The sequence below is a fragment of the Streptomyces sp. YPW6 genome (assembly GCF_018866325.1).
GTDB lineage: Bacteria > Actinomycetota > Actinomycetes > Streptomycetales > Streptomycetaceae > Streptomyces.
The window spans coordinates 4,919,722-4,940,307 of sequence record NZ_CP076457.1 but is presented as its reverse complement, the minus strand read 5'-3'; the positions used below and the strand labels follow the sequence as shown (position 1 = coordinate 4,940,307).

General features: G+C 73.6%; 12 protein-coding genes and 1 pseudogene. 6 read left to right on the top strand and 7 right to left on the bottom strand.

Annotated features, from left to right (window positions below):
• Nucleotides 1-16: 16 nt before the first annotated feature.
• From KME66_RS21835 to ftsE, 3 genes are all read right to left on the bottom strand, one after another.
• Nucleotides 17-1,204: a S41 family peptidase gene (locus KME66_RS21835; RefSeq protein ID WP_216325027.1), complete on the bottom strand. Its 1,188-nt coding sequence runs from the start codon at nucleotides 1,202-1,204 to the stop codon at nucleotides 17-19.
• A gap of 68 nt (nucleotides 1,205-1,272) precedes the next feature.
• A complete protein-coding gene (ftsX, locus tag KME66_RS21830) occupies nucleotides 1,273-2,190 on the bottom strand; it encodes a permease-like cell division protein FtsX (RefSeq protein ID WP_073215785.1) in 918 nt (305 codons plus the stop codon).
• Between the two features lie 55 nt (nucleotides 2,191-2,245).
• Complete coding sequence (ftsE, locus tag KME66_RS21825; protein ID WP_073215782.1) at nucleotides 2,246-2,935, bottom strand: cell division ATP-binding protein FtsE; 690 nt, start codon at nucleotides 2,933-2,935, stop codon at nucleotides 2,246-2,248.
• 260 nt (nucleotides 2,936-3,195) lie between these two features.
• Here ftsE and KME66_RS21820 point away from each other — a divergent pair, with 260 nt between their 5' ends.
• The gene (locus KME66_RS21820) at nucleotides 3,196-3,396 is read left to right on the top strand and encodes a hypothetical protein (RefSeq protein ID WP_216325024.1); all 201 of its coding nucleotides are present in this window, start codon (nucleotides 3,196-3,198) and stop codon (nucleotides 3,394-3,396) included.
• 237 nt (nucleotides 3,397-3,633) lie between these two features.
• On the opposite strand, the gene KME66_RS21815 is transcribed toward KME66_RS21820, so the two are convergent.
• From KME66_RS21815 to KME66_RS21800, 4 genes are all read right to left on the bottom strand, one after another.
• Nucleotides 3,634-4,566 carry a hypothetical protein gene (locus KME66_RS21815; protein ID WP_216325021.1) on the bottom strand — a complete coding sequence of 311 codons (933 nt, stop codon included), beginning with the start codon at nucleotides 4,564-4,566 and terminating at the stop codon, nucleotides 3,634-3,636.
• Between the two features lie 330 nt (nucleotides 4,567-4,896).
• Nucleotides 4,897-6,003 (bottom strand): peptide chain release factor 2, encoded by a 1,107-nt coding sequence (prfB, locus tag KME66_RS21810; RefSeq protein ID WP_032775042.1) that lies wholly within the window; start codon nucleotides 6,001-6,003, stop codon nucleotides 4,897-4,899.
• 81 nt (nucleotides 6,004-6,084) lie between these two features.
• Nucleotides 6,085-7,329 carry a serine/threonine-protein kinase gene (locus KME66_RS21805; protein WP_073215768.1) on the bottom strand — a complete coding sequence of 415 codons (1,245 nt, stop codon included), beginning with the start codon at nucleotides 7,327-7,329 and terminating at the stop codon, nucleotides 6,085-6,087.
• A gap of 186 nt (nucleotides 7,330-7,515) precedes the next feature.
• Nucleotides 7,516-9,201 carry a serine/threonine-protein kinase gene (locus KME66_RS21800; protein WP_073215765.1) on the bottom strand — a complete coding sequence of 562 codons (1,686 nt, stop codon included), beginning with the start codon at nucleotides 9,199-9,201 and terminating at the stop codon, nucleotides 7,516-7,518.
• Nucleotides 9,202-9,675: 474 nt separating this feature from the next.
• Here KME66_RS21800 and KME66_RS21795 point away from each other — a divergent pair, with 474 nt between their 5' ends.
• The 5 genes and pseudogenes from KME66_RS21795 (at nucleotide 9,676) to KME66_RS21775 (ending at nucleotide 20,573) form a co-directional block, all read left to right on the top strand.
• Nucleotides 9,676-13,872, top strand: a complete 4,197-nt coding sequence (locus tag KME66_RS21795) for an FHA domain-containing protein (protein WP_216325018.1) — start codon at nucleotides 9,676-9,678, stop codon at nucleotides 13,870-13,872.
• Between the two features lie 580 nt (nucleotides 13,873-14,452).
• Nucleotides 14,453-15,817: an ABC transporter substrate-binding protein gene (locus KME66_RS21790; RefSeq protein WP_216325015.1), complete on the top strand. Its 1,365-nt coding sequence runs from the start codon at nucleotides 14,453-14,455 to the stop codon at nucleotides 15,815-15,817.
• Nucleotides 15,818-15,917: 100 nt separating this feature from the next.
• Nucleotides 15,918-17,204: a carbohydrate ABC transporter permease gene (locus KME66_RS21785; protein ID WP_216329538.1), complete on the top strand. Its 1,287-nt coding sequence runs from the start codon at nucleotides 15,918-15,920 to the stop codon at nucleotides 17,202-17,204.
• A complete protein-coding gene (locus KME66_RS21780) occupies nucleotides 17,201-18,145 on the top strand; it encodes a carbohydrate ABC transporter permease (RefSeq protein ID WP_073215752.1) in 945 nt (314 codons plus the stop codon). The genes KME66_RS21785 and KME66_RS21780 overlap by 4 nt, the downstream gene beginning before the upstream one ends.
• Nucleotides 18,146-18,345: 200 nt before the next feature.
• Nucleotides 18,346-20,573: pseudogene (locus KME66_RS21775) on the top strand (CDP-glycerol glycerophosphotransferase family protein).
• The last annotated feature ends 13 nt before the right edge of the window (nucleotides 20,574-20,586 follow it).

Sequence of the window (20,586 nt, the reverse complement as noted above, 5' to 3'; positions counted from 1 at the left end):
TGCGGTCATTTTCGCACTACGACCCACCCCCGAGGCCACTCAATACCGTCTCGGCCCGCTGCTGGGCCCGCTCCCCCACCACGAGGTCCGGGGTGATGCCCTTGCCGTCGACGTTGCGGCCGCCCGGGGTGCGGTAGTGGCCGACGGTCAGCTCGGCCACCGAACCGCCCGGGAGCCTGCTGGGCATCTGGACCGAGCCCTTGCCGAAGGTGGGCGAGCCGACGGTGACCGCGCGGCCCCGGTCCTGGAGGGCGCCGGTCAGCAGCTCGGCGGCGCTCATCGTGCCGCCGTCGACCAGGACCACGACCGGCCGGTCCGTGTCCCCGCCGGGATCGGCGTACAGCGCGTGCTCGTCCCCGCGTACGTCGTACGTGGCGACCAGCCCACCGTCCAGGAAGGCGGAGGCGGCCACGACGGCCTCGGCGACGAGCCCGCCGGCGTTGGCGCGCAGATCGAGGAGTATCCCCGCCCCGGCGGGGGCGTCGCGGACCGCGTCCCGCACCTCGGCCCCCGCGCCCTTGGTGAAGGCGGCGACCTTGACCAGGACCGCCGACGAGGGCGCGTCGCCCAGCCGCCGCACGGTGACCGGCTCGGTGGTCAGCCGGGCCCGCTCCAGGGTCTCGGTCCAGCTCCGGCCGTCCCGGACGAGCCCCAGCCGCACCCGGCTGCCCTCGGCCGCTCCCGTACCGTCGCCGCGCAGTAACGCCACGACCTCCGCGACGGGGCGCTTGCCGATCGCCCGGCCGTCCAGGGTGCGCAGCAGGTCGCCGGCGCGGATGCCGGCCCGGTCGGCGGGGCCGCCGGGCTGGACGCGGGAGACGGTGACGTCCCCGCCGCCGGTGCGCCGGGCGGAGAGCCCGACCCCGGTGTAGGTGCCGTCCAGCGCCTGCTCGAACTCCTCGTACTCCCGCTGGTCGTAGACCGCGCCCCAGCGGTCCCCGCTGCGGCTGACGACCTCCTCGGCGGCGTCCTTCACGGACTTCCCGTCCGCTTCCGCCTCGGCGGCGGCGTCCTCGATCTCCTCGTGGTCGACCGGGGCGAGCGTGGAGGAGACGGCACGGGTCTGCGGACCGGGCTCGGGACCGGCCTCCCGCGGCAGCGAACCGGTCGCGGCGGCGGTGGCGAGCGCACACCCGAAGACCAACGTCAGGGCCGCCCCGCGGCGAAGACCGCGGGGCCCGAAGAGCTGAGCGGAGCCCGACATGGCGACGAGTCTAGGACAGACCCCCTGGGGCGCACGGGTGATCGTCCGTGCGCCCCAGGGGGCACATGTCACACCTTCAGGTACTTGCGCAGCGCGAAGAGAGCGGCAACGGCGGGCATCAGCAGACCGATCGCGAGGACCAGCGGGAGCTTGGTCAGGACCGCGTCCCAGCCGATGAAGTTGATCAGGTTCAGCTTCTCCTGGAGCGCGAGGCCGCCGTCGATCAGGAAGTACCGGCCGCCGAGCAGCATGGCGCAGGCCAGCACACCGCCGATCAGACCGGCGACGGCGGCCTCCATGATGAAGGGGGCCTGGATGTAGAAGCCGGAGGCCCCGACGAGGCGCATGATGCCCGTCTCACGTCTCCGGCTGAACGCGGAGACGCGCACGGTGTTGACGATCAGGATCAGCGCGATGACGAGCATGAGGATCATCACGTAGATCGCGACGACGTTCATGCCGTTCATCAGCTCGAAGAGGTTGTCCAGGATGGACCGTTGGTCCTGGACGGACTGGACCCCGTCCCGCCCGGCGAAGGCCGTCGCGACGACCTTGTACTTCTCCGGGTCGTCCAGCTTCACGCGGAACGACTCCTGCATCTGGTCGGGCGTGATGTTGCCCGCCATCGGGGAGTCGCCGAACTGCTCCTGGTAGTGCTTGTACGCCTCGTCGACCGTCTCGAAGTGGACCGTCTCGACGGCGTCCATCTTCTCCAGGTCGGCCTTGATCTCCGCCTTCTGCTCCTTGGTGACAGCCCCCTTGGCGCACTTGGGCATGTCCTTGGCGTCGTTCTTGTTGCAGAGGAAGATGGAGACGTTGACCTTGTCGTACCAGTAGTCCTTCATCGTGCTGACCTGCTCGCGCATCAGCAGCGCGCCGCCGAAGAGGGCGAGCGAGAGGGCGACGGAGACCACGACGGCGAAGGTCATCGTGAGGTTGCGGCGGAGACCGACGCCGATCTCCGACAGGACGAACTGGGCGCGCATGGCGTCCTTTCAAGTACTCGATGCTCGAAATGCGCGAAGGGCCGGGGCCCCTCGGTCAGTGCTGGTAGCCGTAGACGCCGCGTGCCTGGTCGCGTACGAGACGGCCCTGCTCGAGCTCGATGACGCGCTTGCGCATCTGGTCGACGATGTTCTGGTCGTGGGTCGCCATGATCACGGTGGTGCCGGTCCGGTTGATCCGGTCCAGCAGCTTCATGATGCCCACCGAGGTCTGCGGGTCGAGGTTGCCGGTCGGCTCGTCCGCGATCAGCAGCATGGGGCGGTTGACGAACGCGCGGGCGATGGCCACACGCTGCTGCTCACCACCGGAGAGCTCGCCGGGCATCCGCTCCTCCTTGCCGCCGAGGCCGACGAGGTCGAGGACCTGCGGCACGGCCTTGCGGATCTCGCCGCGCGGCTTGCCGATGACCTCCTGCGCGAAGGCCACGTTCTCGGCGACCGTCTTGTTGGGCAGCAGGCGGAAGTCCTGGAAGACCGTCCCCAGCTGGCGGCGCATCTGCGGCACCTTCCAGTTGGACAGCCGCGCGAGGTCCTTGCCCAGCACATGGACCATGCCCGTGCTGGCACGCTCCTCGCGCAGGATCAGCCGCATGAAGGTCGACTTGCCGGAGCCGGAGGACCCCACCAGGAAGACGAACTCACCCTTCTCGATGTCCAACGAGACATCGCGCAGAGCCGGTCGGTTCTGCTTGGGGTAGGTCTTGGAGACGTTGTCGAATCGGATCACGGGTGCACCACGGTCGGCCGGGAGTAGGTGAGCGTGACCATACGCGAACCGGGCTCACGCGTGCATGCGGCGTCCGGCAATGGGTGGTATGCGGCGAATCGCCCCATGGTACGAATCGGGTCGTGCCGGACCTTGTCCGGCGGGCCGCGCCGAAATCGCCGCGAGCTGGCACAGTGGTGGGGGGAACGGTTGCGTTTCCGTGAGCGTTGTGCGGAGAGAAAGCAGGCAAGCGGCTCCGCCGCGCGGGAGGAGGAATGCGCATGACCTACGACCGACTGGTGTGCGCGAACTGCGCGGCGCCCGTGAGCGAGGGCCGTTGCCGCGTCTGCCGTGCCGTACGGCAGCAGATGCTGGAGGAGCAGGGCCAGGGCCCGCTGGCCGGGATGAGCCCGGCGACGCTGATCGCCCTGATGGTGGTGTTGCTGACGGCGCTCACGCTGCTGGCGCACCAAGCGGCCTGATCGGTCCCGCGCGGTCCTGGCGACCGCCCCTCACCGCCCCGTCGGGGCTCCATGAACGCAGGCGTACGCCCGGCTGAGCGGTCCGGACGCGCAGAAGGGCCCGGGAGGCGTCGTACGCCTCCCGGGCCCTTCGTCATACCGTGCAGCGCCGCTCACGGGCCCGATACGGGCCCTCTGTGCGGCGGCAGGGTCCGCCCCGGCCCGCGGCGGCCTCCGCCGCGGGCCGGGCTGCCCGGCCTAGGCGGCCGCGCGACCGCCGCCGACCAGGCGCGGCAGGATGCGGAAGCCGATGCCGCCCGCGATCATCGTCGCGGCGCCGACGACCAGGAAGGTCGTCTCGGCGGCACCGGTCTCGGCGAGCTCTTCCTTGCCCTTGCTCTGCTCGACCGGCGTGTTGCCGACGCTGTCGGTGTCGGTGTTGTCGGTGCACTGGGCGCCGTCGAGGTCGACGGTGCAGCCGGCGTCGTCGCCACCGGTGGTGGAGCCGGTGGAGCCGGACGTGGCCGAACCGTTGGTGCCGGTGCCGCCCTGGTCGCCGCCGGAAGCACCCGAGGTGCCGGTGGAGCCGGAGGTGCCGTTCGAACCGGTGGCGCCGGTGGTGCCGTTCGAACCGGAAGTGCCGGTGGTGCCGTTCGAACCGGAAGTGCCGTTCGAACCTGAGGCGCTGGCTTCGCCCGTGGTCGCTTCGCCGGTCGTCGCCTCGCCCGTGGTCGCCTCGCCCGTGGTCGCCTCGCCCGTGGTCGCCTCGCCGGTCGTGGCCTCGCCGGTCGTGGCCTCGCCCGTCGTGGCCTCGCCCGTCGTGGCCTCGCCCGTCGTGGCCTCGCCCGTCGTGGCCTCGCCCGTCGTGGCCTCGCCCGTGGTCGCCTCGCCCGTGGTCGCCTCGCCCGTCGTGGCCTCGCCGGTCGTAGCTTCGCCCGTCGTAGCTTCGCCCGTCGTGGCCTCGCCCGTCGTCGCCTCGCCCGTGGTCGCCTCACCCGCCGCGCCGCCCGGGTCAGCTCCACCGATGGGGTTCGGCTCAACCGGGCCCGTCTGGACCTCGACGCCCGCGGCGCCGGAGTCGACGCCGATCTCCAGTGCCTGCGCGGCACCGGCCGCAGTCAGCGAGGCACCCGCGGCGATCACCGCACCCGCGGCTATCCGCGCGACGCGAACACGCGTCTTCTTCGTCATGTGTTGCTACCCCCAGTAGCTGAATCTCGTCATGGAGCAGCGGTACGGGGACCGTGGGCCCTGGGGGACATCTCTCTCGGCGAGGCCACGTCTGCCGTGGTCATCTCACCCGCCCCCCGGTTCGCACCCGTCCCAGACATACGCATGCTGCTGTAGCACCCTGGCCAGAGTTGAGGAATACGTCAAGGAGCTTCCGTGCACTAGGCACCGATTTGGGGGGTGTTGACGGCTATTCAGAAGCGTGAATGTGACGCATCGTGCACAGTTCCTCCCCACGAGCAGAAGGGCCCGGACAGTTTCTGTCCGGGCCCAACCTCCGTATCTCCGAAGCTACTTCTCCCGCTGCTTCCGCCAGCGGATGCCCGCCTCGACGAAACCGTCGATCTCGCCGTTGAAGACCGCTTCGGGGTTGCCCATCTCGAACTCCGTACGCAGGTCCTTGACCATCTGGTACGGGTGGAGGACGTACGAACGCATCTGGTTGCCCCAGGAGTTGCCGCCGTCGCCCTTGAGCGCGTTCATCTTGGCCTGCTCCTCCTGGCGGCGGCGCTCAAGGAGCTTCGCCTGGAGGACGTTCATCGCGGACGCCTTGTTCTGGATCTGCGAGCGCTCGTTCTGGCAGGAGACGACGATGCCGGTGGGCAGGTGGGTCAGACGGACCGCGGAGTCCGTGGTGTTGACGCCCTGTCCGCCGGGGCCCGAGGAGCGGTACACGTCCACGCGCAGCTCGGACTCGTCGATCTCGATGTGGTCCGTCTGCTCGACGACCGGGAGCACCTCGACACCCGCGAAGGAGGTCTGCCGACGGCCCTGGTTGTCGAAGGGCGAGATGCGCACCAGACGGTGGGTGCCCTGTTCGACGGAGAGCGTGCCGTAGGCGTACGGGACCTGGACGGCGAAGGTGGTCGACTTGATGCCGGCCTCTTCGGCGTACGCGGTCTCGTAGACCTCGGTCTTGTAGTTGTGCTGCTCGGCCCAGCGGAGGTACATGCGCTGGAGCTTCTCGGCGAAGTCGGCGGCGTCGACGCCGCCGGCCTCGGCGCGGATGGTCACGAGGGCCTCGCGCGCGTCGTACTCGCCGGAGAGAAGCGTGCGGACCTCCATCTCGTCCAGCGCCTTCTTGACCGACTCCAGCTCGGCCTCGGCCTCGGCGCGGGCGTCGGCGTCGCCCTCGGCCTCGGCGAGCTCGAAGAGGACTTCGAGGTCGTCGATGCGGCCGCGCAGGGCCTCGGCCTTGCGGACCTCGGCCTGGAGGTGCGAAAGCTTGCTGGTGATCTTCTGGGCCGCGTCCGGGTCGTCCCACAGGGACGGCGCCGCTGCCTGCTCCTCGAGCGCGGCGATGTCCGCCCTCAGCGCATCCAGGTCCAGGACGGCCTCGATCGACCCCATGGTCGAGGAGAGGGACTTCAGCTCTTCGGAAATATCGACGACTGCCACGGGTCCAGCGTAACGGCTGGGCGGATGAAGCTCGCCCTCCCCCGGGAACCGGCCCGCTGACGGGCCCGGGAAAGGGGTGCGCTACGGGGTCGCCGGGGCCGAGTTCTCGCTGTCCTGGGGCACGTCGTCCCCGTCGCCGCCGCCGACGGCCAGCCAGCCGCCGACCCCCAGGGCCGCGCAGAGCAGCACGGCGGCGGCTCCCAGGGTGATGCGGCGCTTGCGCACGGCCGCCGCTCTGCTGCGGGCCGACCCGGGCCGGGGCTCCCCCGGGGCGCGGGGGGCGCGGGCCGTGCCCAGGGGGCCGCCCGCCAGCTCGTCCGGGGCCGGGACGCGCATGCTCGTGTGGGTGTCCCGGTTGGAGTCGGGGGCGGAACCGGGCACCAGTGGGACCGCCCCGCGGCGACGGGGCTCGTCGGCGGCCGGGGTGTACTGCTGCTCGTCGTAGGCCGGGGCCCGCTCGCTCTCCTCCGGTCCCGGCTCGTCCACCTCCAGCGGCGGTATCCCCGCCAGCAGGGGCAGCAGGTCGCGCAGCCGTACGGCCAGCTCCGAGGCGCGCAGCCGGGAGGCGGGCGCCTTGGCCAGGCACTGGACCAGGAGCTGCCAGAGCTCCTCGGGGATGCCGGGCAGCGGGACGACGGTCTCCGTGACGTGGCGGCGCAGGACGGCTCCGGGGTGGCCGCCGCCGAAGGGCGTGAACCCGGCGAGCAGCTCGTACAGCACGGTGGCCAGGGCGTAGATGTCGACGGCGGCGCGCGGCGGGAGGCCCTCGACGATCTCGGGGGCCAGATAGTCCGGCGTACCGATGATCTTCGTGGCCTTGGTGCGGCGCGGGGTGTCGATCAGCTTGGCGACGCCGAAGTCGGTCAGCAGGGCGGGGTGCGCGCCACCGGGGCCGAGCGGGCCCTCCATGTCGAGCAGGATGTTCTCCGGCTTGACGTCGCGGTGGACGATCTGGGCCTTGTGCGCGGCGGCCAGTCCGTCGGCGACGTCCGCGATGATCGCGACGGCGGCCTCGGGGGCGAGGCGGCGCTCGCGGTCCAGGCGGGTGCGCAGGTCGGTGCCGCGTACGAGGGTCATGACCAGTGCCAGGTCGTTGCCGTCCACGACGAGGTCCCGGACGGCGACCACCTGCGGGTGGTCGAGTCCGAGCAGGGCGGTGCGCTCCTGTACGAAGCGGCCCACGAGCTCCTGATCGGACGCGAGGTCCTCACGGAGCAGCTTGATGGCGACCGGGCCCTCGGGCCCTTCGCCGAGCCATACCGTGCCGGCGCTGCCGCGCCCCAGGATCTGGTGGGCCGTGTACCGGCTGCCGATGTTCCGTGCCAAGACTGCTCCCTCAGCGGCTGGCGGTGGGCCCCCGGTCGACAAAGTTACGCGGCGTTCGGGGTGTCACGCGCCCAGGATGGCACCCGCGGTCGGCTTCTCCGGACGGAATGCCCTCGGAGAAGCCGACGGGAAGTCGACAAAGAGACAGCACTGCGGTCCGGGCCGTCCCGCGTCAAGCCTGACGGGTCAGGCGCCGCCCGAGCCTCCGGCGCTGTTGCCGAGCTCGGAGAGCCACTCGGTGACCGTACCGATCGCGTCGCCGATCGCTTCCCAGTAGCCCTTGCCCTGGGCGACCCAGTCCTGGAGCGGGGTCAGCTCCCAGATCAGCCAGCCGGCCACGACCAGGAGCACCAGGGTGAACAGACAGCCCTTGAGGCAGCCGAGCCCGGGGATGCGCATCGGGTTGGCGCTGCGCTGCCGCGGCGGACGCGGCTCGCGCGGCGGCCGGGCGGCGGGCTGCTGGGGCTGCTGCGGCGGCGCGTACTGCTGTCGCTGCGGCTGCTGCGGCTGGTAGCGCTGCGGCTGCTGCTGTTGCTGCTGCTGATACGGGTACTGCTGCTGGAGCGGCTGCTGTCGGCGCTGCGCGGGCTGCTGCGGGCGCTGGGAAGGCTGCTGCTGCGGCGGCGGCTGCTGGCGCTGGGGGCGGCGGCGCAGCGGGTCCTGGCTGGGGTCCAGGTACTGCACCTGGGTCTGCTCGTTGCGGTCGCGGGCCGCCTGGAGCTGCGACTGCCAGGGGTGCGGGCCGTCCGGCTGCGGGGGCCCGTCGGGGCGCTGCGGGACGGGCGGCATGACGGCGGTCGGGTCGGCGTGGCCCTGGGGGCCGCCCGGACCCTGGCCCTGGCCGCCGGGGCCGGTCTGCGGGAGCACGCTGGTGGCCGCGGCGGGGTCGTAGGAGCCCGCGTTGCTCGGCAGCACCTGCGTGGGGTCGGCCGCGCCCGGGGTGTCCGGGACGGCCGTGGGCGCCGGGTCGGGGGCGAGCAGGGCGCCCACACCCTCGGCGGCGGCGATCTGGGCCGAGTTGGCGTGGACACCGATGCCGGCGGCGACCGTACGCAGCGCACGGGCCAGGTTCTCGGCGCTGGGCCGCCGGTCCGGGTCCTTGCTCAGGCAGCGCTCGATGACGGTCCAGAGCGGCTCGGGGACGGTGGAGGGGCGGCGGGGCTCCTCGCTGAGGTGCCGGTGCAGGACTTCGAGTGCGGTGCCCCCGGCGAACGGCGGACGGCCGGTGACCAGCTCGTACAGCAGGATCCCCGCGCCGTACACGTCGACGGCGGAGGTCTGCGGGCGGCCCTCGGCGGACTCCGGGGCCACATAGGCGGGCGTCCCGACGAACTCGTGCGTCCGGGTCAGCCCCGGGGAGTCCGCCAGCCGCGCGATGCCGAAGTCGGTGAGCATCGGGGTCATGCCGCCGTCGCGCTCGTCGAGCAGCACGTTGGCGGGCTTGAGGTCGCGGTGGACGACGCCGTCGGCGTGGCTGGCGGCGAGCGCGTCCGCGATCTGCGCGGTGAGCAGGGCGGCGGCGACCGGGGTGAGCGGGCCGTTCTCGCGGAGGTAGCGGTGCAGGTCGGGGCCGTCGATCAGGTCCATCACCAGGGCGAGGAGATCGCCCTCGACGACGAGGTCGCGGGTGCGCACGATGTTCGGGTGCGTGAGCCGCAGCAGGACCGAGCGCTCCCGGAGGAACCGCATCACCACGTCGGCGTCGTTGGCCAGCTCCTCCTTGAGGACCTTGATGGCCACGGTCTCGCCGGGCTGACCCGCGACGGCTGCCTCGGCGCCCGCGGTCTCCCGCTGGCGGGCTCGCCAGACGGTGCCCGTGGCGCCGCGCCCGAGCGGCTCCTCGAGCAGGTACTTGCTGCCTACCGGCCGCACGTCATGCGCTCCCTGCTGATCGTGGCTTGCGGTCCCCCCGGTCCGCCCGAATGTTCCGGCCCACTGTAATGCCGCCGAACGAGGCACCGGGGGCTCACGTTTCGAAGGGAAGACGCCGAGACCCGGCGGAAGGTTGCCGTACGGCTGATCACGGGTCGGGCGCACGTTCGGTGATCCGGGGCGGGATTCCGTCCGGCGTGCGGCGGACAGCACCCGGGAAACCCCTCCGGGCGACGGGATCCGGACGCAAGCGGGCACTTTTGCGCCCACAGCCGACCATTCAAGATCATTTGAAGGTGACCGCCGGGCGTGTTGTCAGTGGCAGGTGCGAGGATGCCTGCAGCACGGTTCTGCGGACTCGGAGTCCCACGGTCCGTGACGACCTGTACGGACGACGTGTCCGTGCCGGGTGGGGGGAATCACAGGGCGTTTCCCCTGCCGGGCACCCCCGCGCAGAAGGGACCGCTGACGGCGATGCAGATCCGGCTGACCGTCCTCGCGCCGCGCAGCGGCCAGACCCCGGCGCGCTCCTGCGACGTGCTCGTGACCGCCCCCGCCGGGACGGCGCTGGCCGCCGTGGCCTCCCAGCTGGCCGCCGCCGTGTCGGGGCCCGAGAGCTCGCAGGGCGGCGGGGCGGTCGTCCTGTTCGCCGGGCCGGAGCGGCTGGACGGGCACCGCATCGCGCTGGGCGAGCCGCCCCTGGTGGACGGCGCGGTCCTCTCGCTCCAGGTCCCCGGCGACGACGAGGCGACGGACGACGCCGTTCCGGCCCAGCTCCATGTGGTCGCGGGCCCCGACGCGGGCGGCGTCCACCTGCTGCACGGCGGGCAGATCCGGATCGGCCGCTCCGCCGAGGCGGACGTCCCGCTCGACGACCCGGACGTCTCCCGGCTGCACTGCGCGGTGACGGTCGCCGACGACGGCCGGGTCTCGGTCGCCGATCTCGGATCGACGAACGGCACCTCGCTGGACGGCGTCGAGGTGCGCGAGCGGCCGGTCCGCCTCGCCCCCGGCGCGCTGCTCCGGCTCGGCGAATCCACGCTCCGCCTCACCTCGGGCTCCCGCCCGGCGACGCTGCCGACCGCCCCGGACGGCGAGGGACACCTGCGGGTGACCCGCGCCGAGACGGTGACCGCCGCACCGGGGCAGCCCGCCGAAGCGCCCCTCGCCGCGTGCGCCCCCGACCAGGCCGGCCATGGCCCCGCCCCCGCGTACGGCGCGCCCGCGCCCTCCGGGGTGTACGGCGGCCCGGAGTCGTCCCCCGCCGAGGCATCCCGGCCGGAGTCCGTCGGGGCCGGTCCGGGTGCGTACGCGGGCGGCGGTGCCCACGCGCTCGACGAGGAGTCCGCCGCGGCCCCCGCACCCCGGCGCGGCATAGGGGCCTGGGCGAGGCGGCTCAAGGGCGGCGCGAAGGGCGGGCCGGCGGCGGGCTCCGGAGGCGCGTCCGGCGAGCGGCCCGGCGCGTACGGGGCTGCCCGCACCCCGGCCGGTCCGGGCAGCCGGCCGGCGCACGGATCGCTGCCGTACGGCGCCGGGGCATCCGGCTCCGGGGCACCGGGAGCAGGCGCGCAGGGCTCCGAGGCCCGCGGAAGCGATGCCCACGGAACCGGTAGGTACGACTCCGGGACACACGGCTCCGGCGGGCCCAGCGCAGGTGAGCACGGCTCCCGCGGGCACGGAACCGGCGGGCACAGCGCAGATGGGTACGGAACCGGCGGGCACGGAACCGGCGGGCACGGCTCGAACGCGGGCGTCTCCAGCGCCCCGGGCGGATCCATCGATCCGGCCGGCGGGCCGTCGGGGGCCGGGCACCTCGCCTCACCGGCCTCCCCCGGCTCCCCCTTCTCCGCGCTGCCCTCCGCCCCCGAGGGCACCTGGCCCGACCCCGCGGCCGTGCTGCTGACGGCGCTCGGCCCGGGGCCCCGGCTCTGGGAGCGCCATCCGGCCCACCCGGAGGCCCTGGTGGTGCGGCTCGGCACCACGGACCGGGCCGAGGTGCCCGCCGTGCCGGTGACGGTGGGGCTGCGGGAGGCCGGTTCGCTCGGGCTCGCCGGCCCACGCGCCCGGCTGGCGGGGCTGGCCCGCGCGACGGTGGCACAGCTCGCCGCGTTGCACTCCCCGTTCGACCTGGAGATCGTGCTGATCTCCACGGACCGCTCCCGCACCCTGGAGGAGCGGCGGCGCGAGTGGTCCTGGCTGGGGTGGCTGCCGCATCTGCGCCCGACGCACGGGCAGGACTGCCGGCTGCTCCTCGCCTACGACCGTGAGCAGGCCGAGGTCCGCGCGGCCGAGCTGGTGCGGCGGCTCGACGAGGGGCCCCTCGGTCCCGGCTGGCCGCATCTGGAGCGGGCAGCGGTGGCCGAGGCCGCCCGCGCCCACACGGGCCCGCACACGGTGGTCGTTCTCGACGGCGACCCGGGCACGGCGTTCCTGCGCGAGACGACGGCACGGCTGGCCGGGGCGGGCGCGGCGGCCGGGATCCATCTGATCTGCCTGGCCGAGACCCCGGCCGCCTCCCCCACCTCACCGGTGGCCGCGACGTACGAGACCGCCTGCCGGGCCTCGGTCGCCTTCCGGGAGTGCGGGGCCGTCGCGATGCTCAGCGGCGACGTCGCCACGGCGTTGCGCCTGCTGCGTACGGCGGGCGGACAGGCCGCGGGGCACGGGACGGTGGCCGCGGTGGACGCGGTGTCGGCGGCCTGGGCCGAGCGGTTCGGGCGGGCGCTCGCGCCGCTGCGCGAGGAGGGATCGGCCGCGCTGGCGGGCCGCCCGACCACTGCGGCGCTGCCGCCGTCCGCCCGGCTGCTGGACGAGCTGGGGCTGGCCCGCGCCACTCCGGCGTCGCTGATGGCCCGCTGGGCGTCCACGGCGGAGGCCCAGCCGGGCGCTTCGGCGCCCCGGGCAGCCGCCGCCTCACCGGCCCGCGCGGACCTGGACAGCCTCAACTCCGGGCGCACCCTCAGCGCGGGCCCGCGCGTCGGCCCCCAACGCACGGCGGCCTCCCCCCACCACGACTCCGGCCGCACGCCGTACCCGGCCGCGGGCGCCCCCGACCCGGACCGCACCCCGTACCCCCCGCTGGAGGCCCGCGACTCCAGCCGCACGCCGTACCCGTCCCCGGACTCCCCCGACTCCGGCCGTACGCCCTACCCCTCACCGGACTCCCGCGGCTCCGGCCGCACGCCCTATCCGGGCCACCGCCCCGACCCGGACCGCACCCCGTATCCCCCGCTGGAGGCCCGCGACTCCAGCCGCACGCCGTACCCGTCCCCGGGCTCCCCCGACTCCGGCCGTACGCCCTACCCCTCACCGGACTCCCGCGGCTCCGGCCGCACGCCCTATCCGGGCCGCCGCCCCGACCCGGACCGCACCCCGTATCCCCCGCTGGAGGCCCGCGACTCCAGCCGTACGCCGTACCCCTCACCGGACACCCCCGACTCCGGCCGCACCCCGTATCCGCACCCGGACAGCCGCGACTCCGCCCGTACGCCCTACCTGGGGCCCCAGCGCTCCGGGCCGGGGCGCGGCTCCGGGGCCGACGCCCGGGAGCGGGGCGACGCCACCATCCCGGCACCCGGCTCCGGTGAGGCCTCCACCGTCGGCGCCCCCACCGGGCGGCCCGTCCTCGTGCTCGGGGCGGGGCCCCGCGGCCCCCTCAGCGTCGATCTCGCCGACGAGGGCCCGCATCTGCTGATCGAAGGCCCCCCGGGCAGCGGCCGCACGGAGCTGCTCCGCGCCGTCGCCGCCTCGCTCGCCTCCGCGGCCCGGCCCGACCGGCTCGGCCTGCTCCTCGTCGACGGCTCGGGCGGCGAGCAGGGCGAGCGCGGCGAAGGCCTGCTGCCCTGTACGGAGCTGCCGCATGTCTTCGCGCACCTCGTGGCGTCCGACCCGGTGCGGATGCGGGAGTTCGCGCAGGCCCTGGGCGGCGAGCTGAAGCGGCGCGCCGAACTGCTCGGCGATCTGGACTTCGCGGCCTGGCACGAGCGGCACGGGCAGCAGGCCGGGCAGGAGGCCGCCCCGCGCATCGTGGGCCAGCGGCCGCCGAGCGGGGCCGAGCGCCGGGGCGATCTGGACTCCCCGGCCAGCGGCACCCTGCGGCTGCGCCCGGCCGCCGCCCGGTCTGCGGACCCGGGGCCGTCCCCGCTGCCCCGTCTCGTCGTCCTGGCCGACGACTTCGACGCGCTGGTCGCCCCGGCGCTCGGCTCCCCGGGCCGGCCCGCCGCCGGTTCGGTGGTGCGGGCGCTGGAGGCCGTGGCGCGGGACGGCGGACGGCTCGGGGTGCATCTGGTCGCCACGTCCGCGCGCCCGGACCGCACCGAGGACACCGAGCTGGCCCGGGGCGCCCGACTGCGCATCGTGCTGGACGCGCCGGTGCTGCCGCCGTCGCCGGACGAACCGGCCCCGGGCCGGGGCAGGCTGGGGCATCCGGACGGCCGGGTGACGCCGTTCCAGGGGGGCAGGGTCACCGGCCGCATCCCGCGCACGGCGACGCTCCGTCCGACGGTCGTCCCGCTGGAGTGGGAGCGGATGGGCGATCCGCCGACCCGGCGCCCGGTCCGGGAGCTGGGCAACGGGCCGACCGACCTCGCGCTGCTCGCCAGCGCCCTGGAGCGCGCGGCCCGCTCGGTGAACGCCGAACGGCTGCCCGCGCTGGTGCCGTTCACGGCCTGAGCCCGCCCGGTCACGGGGCCCGCTGCACCGGGCCCCGTGACCGGCCCGCCCTCGGCGAAGCATGCCCCGGCCCGTACCCGCCCTCGGCCGCGCACGGCACGGGCATACACCGGCCCCGCTTCGGTGGCGGCTGGCCGCCCCCTGCGCCGGGCCCCCGACCACGCCCCCCCCGGCGGCCACCCCCGCACCCGGGGGCCGCCCCCTGCAACGGCCGACCCCGTGCCCGCTCCGTCCAGACGTCCACTCGTCCCGGCCCGCCCCGGCATCCACTCGCCCCCGGGTCCACCCCTGCGACGGCCGATCCGGCGCCCGGCCCGCACCGGCCCACCCGCCCTCGGCCACGCACCGCCCCGGCACGCTCCGGCGTCCGGCTCCGCCCGCCCACCGTCCCGGGCCGCTCACGCTGCCCCGGCACGCTTCCGAAATACCCTGACACGACGTCACGAGGCGATCACGATCGGTGCGTTGAGCCCTCCGGCGGTATTGCGGGCCTCGTGCGCCGGGCGTAGGACTGTGCGCACGGACGACGTAGTCCGGGCATGCCACGTGGCCGGGCGCGGACGGAAGAGACGGGGCAGGAATGCGCACAACCTTCTCGATACGCAGGGCCGCAGTCGTGTTCGCGGCGGTCGGCGCTCTCGCGCTCACCGGATGCGGGGGCGACGGCGACGGCAAGAAGAAGACGGGCGACGCCTCCGGCAAGGGCACGGACAGCGCATCCACGGTGCAGCTGCCGAAGCTGGACGGGGAGAGCGTCTCCGTCGCCGCGGTCTGGACCGGACCCGAGCAGGCCAACTTCACCAAGGTGCTGGACGAGTTCGAGAAGCGTACGGGCGCGGACGTCACGTTCGTCCCGGCACAGGACCCGATCATCAACTTCCTGGGCACCAAGATCGCGGGCAAGCAGCCGCCGGACGTGGCGATGATCCCGCAGGTCGGCGCGATCCGGCAGGCGGCCGCGAAGAAGTGGGCCAAGCCGGTGGGGCCCGAGGCGCGGGCCCAGCTCGGGCAGAACTACGCCCAGGTCTGGCAGGACCTCGGCGCGGTCGACGGCACCCAGTACGGGGTGTATTTCAAGGCCGCCAACAAGTCCCTGATCTGGTACAACGCAGCCGCGTTCGACAACGCGGGAGCGAGCGAGCCGAAGACCTGGAAGGACTTCCTGGCCACCGCCGAGACGGTGGGCGCCTCCGGCGTCACCCCGGTCTCGGTGGGCGGCGCGGACGGCTGGACCCTCACCGACTGGTTCGAGAACGTCTACCTCTCGCAGGCGGGCCCGGAGAGGTACGACCAGCTGGCGCGGCACGAGATCCCGTGGACCGACCCGACCGTCGGGGAGGCGCTGACCACGCTGGCCGAGCTGTTCGGCAAGCCGGAGCTGATCGCGGGCGGGGCGGACGGGGCGCTCCAGACGGAGTTCCCGGCCTCGGTGACGCAGACCTTCACCGGGGGCGACCAGCCCAAGGGGGCGATGGTCTTCGAGGGCGACTTCGTCGCCGTCAACATCGCGCAGACCGAGGCGGAGATCGGTACGGACGCCAAGGTCTTCCCGTTCCCGGCGGTCGGCGCGGACTCTCCCGTGGTGACCGGCGGCGACGCGGCGGTGGCGCTGAAGGACAGCAAGGGCGCGCAGGCGCTGCTGACCTGGCTGGCGTCGGCGGACGCGGCGGGGATCTGGGCCGAGGCGGGCGGGTTCATCTCCCCGAACAAGGGCCTGGACCTGAAGGCGTACCCGAACGAGGTGCAGCGCACGATGGCGCAGGCGCTGATCGACGCGGGTGACGACGTCCGGTTCGACATGTCCGACCAGGCCCCGCAGTCGTTCGGCGGGACGCCCGGGGCGGGCGAGTGGAAGATTCTCCAGGACTTCCTGAAGAACCCGAAGGACATCGCGGGGACCCAGAAAAGGCTGGAGTCCGAAGCGGTCAAGGCGTACAAGAGCTGACGCCGTGACGACAGCGACCGCGGGGGGCGCCGGTGCGGCGCCCCCCGCCGACGACACGAGTCCGCATCCGTCCCCCGGCCCGGAGAAGCCCGGCCGGAGTGTGACCGGCACCCGCAGGGTCGTCGCGGCGGTGTTTTTGCTGCCCGCGCTGGTGCTGCTCGGGGCGCTGGTGCTCTATCCGATCGGGTATTCGGTCTACCGGTCGTTCTTCGACCAGGCCGGTACGGGTTTCGCCGGGTTCGACAACTACACCGCGCTGTTCACCGACGACACCATCCTCACCGCGGTGAAGAACAACGCGATCTGGGTGGTCTTCGCGCCCACGGTCGCGACCGCGCTGGGACTGATCTTCGCGGTGCTGACCGAACGGATCCGCTGGGGCACCGCGTTCAAGCTGATCGTCTTCATGCCGATGGCGATCTCGATGCTGGCGGCGGGCATCATCTTCCGGCTGGTGTACGACCAGGCTCCCGAGCGCGGGGTGGCCAACGCGGTGGCGGTGAGCGTGCACGACACGTTCAGCGAGTCCGCCGGCTTCCCGAAGGCGCGCCCGCTGCCGGTGCACCCGCTGGAGAAGGCGGCCGGCGGGACGTATCTGTCCAAGGAGCCGATCCGGGCGGGCGAGCCGCTGCGGGTGCCGCTGGTCGGTGTGGCCCCGGCGAAGATGCCGGGCGACGCGCGGCCGGCCGAGGGCTCTCCCGCGGTCTCCGGGGACGGGATCTCCGGCACGGCGTGGCTGGACTTCACCCGGGGCGGCGGCGGGAAGCCGAACGTCGTCGACCCGCAGGAGCTGGGGCTGAAGGGCCTGAAGATCGAGGCGGTGCGGGACGGCGAGGTCGTCGCCACCGCGACGGCGGGAGCGGACGGGGTGTTCACCCTGCCCGCCTCGGCGGACGGGGCCCGACTGCGGCTGCCCGCCGACAACTTCCGCGAGCCGTACAACGGCGTCGACTGGCTCGGCCCGTCCCTCGTGACGCCCGGGATCATCGGCAGTTACGTGTGGATGTGGGCCGGGTTCGCGATGGTCCTGATCGCCGCCGGGCTGGCCGGCCTGCCGCGCGAGCTGCTGGAGGCGGCCCGGGTGGACGGGGCCAACGAGTGGCAGGTGTTCCGCCGGATCACGGTGCCGATGCTGGCGCCGGTGCTCGCGGTGGTCCTGGTGACGCTGATGATCAACGTGCTGAAGGTCTTCGACCTGGTGTTCATCATCGCGCCGGGCTCGTCCCAGGACGACGCGAACGTCCTGGCGCTCCAGCTGTACCGGTCCTCGTTCGGCACGGACGCGGACCTGGGGATCGGCAGCGCGATCGCGGTGCTTCTGCTGCTGCTGGTGATCCCGGTGATGCTGGTCAACATCCGCCGGATCCGGAAGGAGGGACGGCGATGAGCAGCGCACCGGACACCGGCACCGCGCGCATCGGCCGTCAGAGGGCGGTCTCCCGAAGGACGGGCGACGCCCCTGGCGCACCCGGGGCCGGGCAGTCCCTCGGAGCCAGGATCGCCGCCCGCGCGGGCGGCGGGGTGATGCGGGTCTTCCTGATCCTGGTCGCCCTGTTCTGGCTGATGCCCACGATCGGTCTGCTGCTGTCCTCGCTGCGCGGTCCGCGGGACATCGCGGCGACCGGCTGGTGGACGGTCCTCACCGCCCCGTCCGAGCTGACCTTCGACAACTACCAGCGGCTGCTGGACAATTCCACGATCACCGGCTCGCTCGGCAGCACCATCATGATCACTGTCCCCTCCACGGTGCTGGTCGTGGTGATCGGGTCGCTCGCCGGATACGCCTTCGCCTGGATGGAGTTCCCCGGCCGGGACTGGCTGTTCCTGCTGGTCGTCGGTCTGCTCGTGGTGCCGGTGCAGGTGGCGCTGATCCCGGTCTCCGAACTGTTCGGCACCATCGGGATCTTCGAGACGACGCTCGGGGTGGTGCTGTTCCACACGGCGTTCGGCCTGCCGTTCGCGATCTTCCTGCTGCGGAACTTCTTCGCGGAGATCCCCCGGGAGCTGCTGGAGGCCGCCCGGCTCGACGGGGCGGGCGAGATCCGGCTCTTCACCCGGGTGGTGATGCCGCTGGGCGGTCCGGCGATCGCCTCGCTGGGGATCTTCCAGTTCCTGTGGGTGTGGAACGACATGCTGGTCGCGCTGATCTTCGCGGACTCGGGGTCGCCGCCGATCACCGTGGCGCTCCAGCAGCAGGTACGCCAGTTCGGCAACAACATCGACGTGCTCGCGCCCGGCGCGTTCGTGTCGATGGTGATCCCGCTGGCGGTGTTCTTCGCGTTCCAGCGGCAGTTCGTGTCCGGTGTGATGGCGGGCGCCGTCAAGTAGCCCGCGCCCCGCGGCCGTACGCCCTCGCAGACCGGCCGAGCACGGACGCCGTCCGTCAACACGGAGCGGCCCGGTTCCCCGGAACCGGGCCGCTTCGGCGTCCGCGTCCCCCGATTGGCGCGTCCGGCGTAACCCTGTCATTCCATCCGACGTTTGCGCTCTGCCTGGATTTCCGCGAACGATCGACCCATGGATGTGTAGTGCCCCGGTTCTCCGTCATCGTGCCCGCATTCCGGGTCCAGGCGTATCTGCACGCGTGTCTGGACTCCGTGCTGGCCCAGTCCTTCAAGGACCACGAGATCATCGTGGTCGACGACTGCTCCCCGGATGCCTGCGGACCGATCGCCGACGAGTACGCCCGCCGGGATCCCCGGGTCACCGCGCTGCACCTGCCCCGCAACATCGGCCTCGGCCCGGCCCGCAACGCCGGGATGGACCGGGCGTCCGGCGACTACCTGGTCTTCCTCGACGGCGACGACACCCTCCTGCCGGACGCCCTCCAGGCCATCGCCGACCGGATCGACACCACCGGCGAGCCCGACGTCCTGATGTACGACTACGCCCGTACGTACTGGACGGGCCGCAGCGTCCGCAACGTCCTGGCCGCCCATCTCGACGAGAGCGGACCTGAGCGCTTCCGGCTCACCGACCGCCCCGAGCTGCTGCGGCTCCTCATGGTCGTCTGGAACAAGGCGTACCGCCGGGCGTTCGTCGAGGCCGAGGGGTTCACCTTCCCGCCCGGCTACTACGAGGACACCGCCTGGACCTACCCGGTCCTGATGTCGGCCGGTTCGATCGCGGTACTCGACGCGGTGTGCGTCTCCTACCGGCAGCGGCGGCGCGGCAACATCCTCTCCACCACCAGCGAGCAGCACTTCGACGTCTTCGACCAGTACGACCGGGTCTTCGCGTTCATCGACTCCCGCCCCGAACTCGCCCTGTGGCGGCCGGTGATGTTCCGCCGCATGCTGGACCACTTCTCGGCGCTCTACGCCTCGCGGGACCGGCTGCCGCTGCACAGCCGCGCCGCGTTCTTCCGCCGGGCGTCCGCCTCCTGCCGCCGCTACCGCACCCCCGGTGCCCCGGCCCCCCGCCGCGCGCTGCTGCGGCACGGCCTGATGCGGCTCGGCGCGCGGCGCACCTACCGGGCCCTGTCGGGGCCCAGCGCCTCGGCGGCCGGCTGCGGAGGGGAGCGGCGGTGCTGCGCGGGGCGGTGCGGGGTGCGGCGCTGCGGGCCCACTACCGCGTCCAGCTGCGGCTGCCGCTGCGCACCCGGGACGCGGTGTTCACCGCGCGGGGCGGCGGGTACGCGGGCAGCCCGGCCGCGATCGAGGCGAAGGTCCGGGAGCTGGTCCCGGGGGTGCGGACGGCCTGGATCTGCCGGCCCGCCGACGCCCACACCGTGCCGACCGGCACCCGGCAACTGGCGCCCGGCACCTTCGCCCACCGGACCGCGCTGGCCCGTTCGGCGTATCTGGTGAACGACGGCTCCTTCGACCGGGGGCTGGTCAAGCGACGGGGCCAGGTCCTGCTGCAGACGCACGAGGGCACGCCGCTGCGGACCGAGGGCACCGATCTGCTGGACCGGCCGGCCGCCGCCCGGGGCACCGACTTCGACGAGCTGCTGCGCACGGTCGACACCTGGGACTTCTCCCTCTCGGCCAACCCGCACTCCACCCTCGTACGGGAACGGGCCTTTCCGTCCGCGTACACCACGCTGGAGTACGGTTCACCGCGCAACGACGTCTACCACCGCACCGGTCCGGCGGACGTGGCGCGGCTGCGCGAGACGCTGGGCGTCCCCGAGGACAGCACGGTCCTGCTGTACGCCCCCGTCTCCCGCGACTACCGGCGGGTCCAGCGGCCCTCTCTCGACCTGGAACGGCTGGTCCGGGTCCTGGGCCCGCGGTTCGTGATCCTCACCCGGGCGCCCCGCCGCACCGGTCCCGCGGACGGGGGCCGGGCGGCGCACCCCCGGATCATCGACGTGAGCGCCCACCGGTGCGTGGAGACGCTGGCACTCGCCTCGGACGCCCTGGTCACCGACTACGCCTCGCTGATGTTCGACTACGTCAACCTGGACCGCCCGGTGGTGCTGCATCTCGACGACATCGAGGCGTACGAGGCGGCCCGGGGCACGTACTTCGACATCACGGCCTTCCCGCCGGGCGTCGTCGCCCACAGCCAGGACGAGCTGTTCGACATCTTCGCCACGGACCACTGGCGGGGCTCCCGCTCGGCGCAGCTGCGCGCCGCGTTCCGGGCCCGGTTCTGCCCGTACGACGACGGGTACGCCGCCGAGCGGGTGGTGCGCCGGGTCTTCCTCGGGGAGACGGACGGGCTGCCGCTGCCGGTGCCGTTCCCGGCCCGCCGGACGCCCGCGGCCCGGCCCACGCAGGACGGGGCCGGGGCGACCGTGCGGGCCTGAGACGACGGCGGGA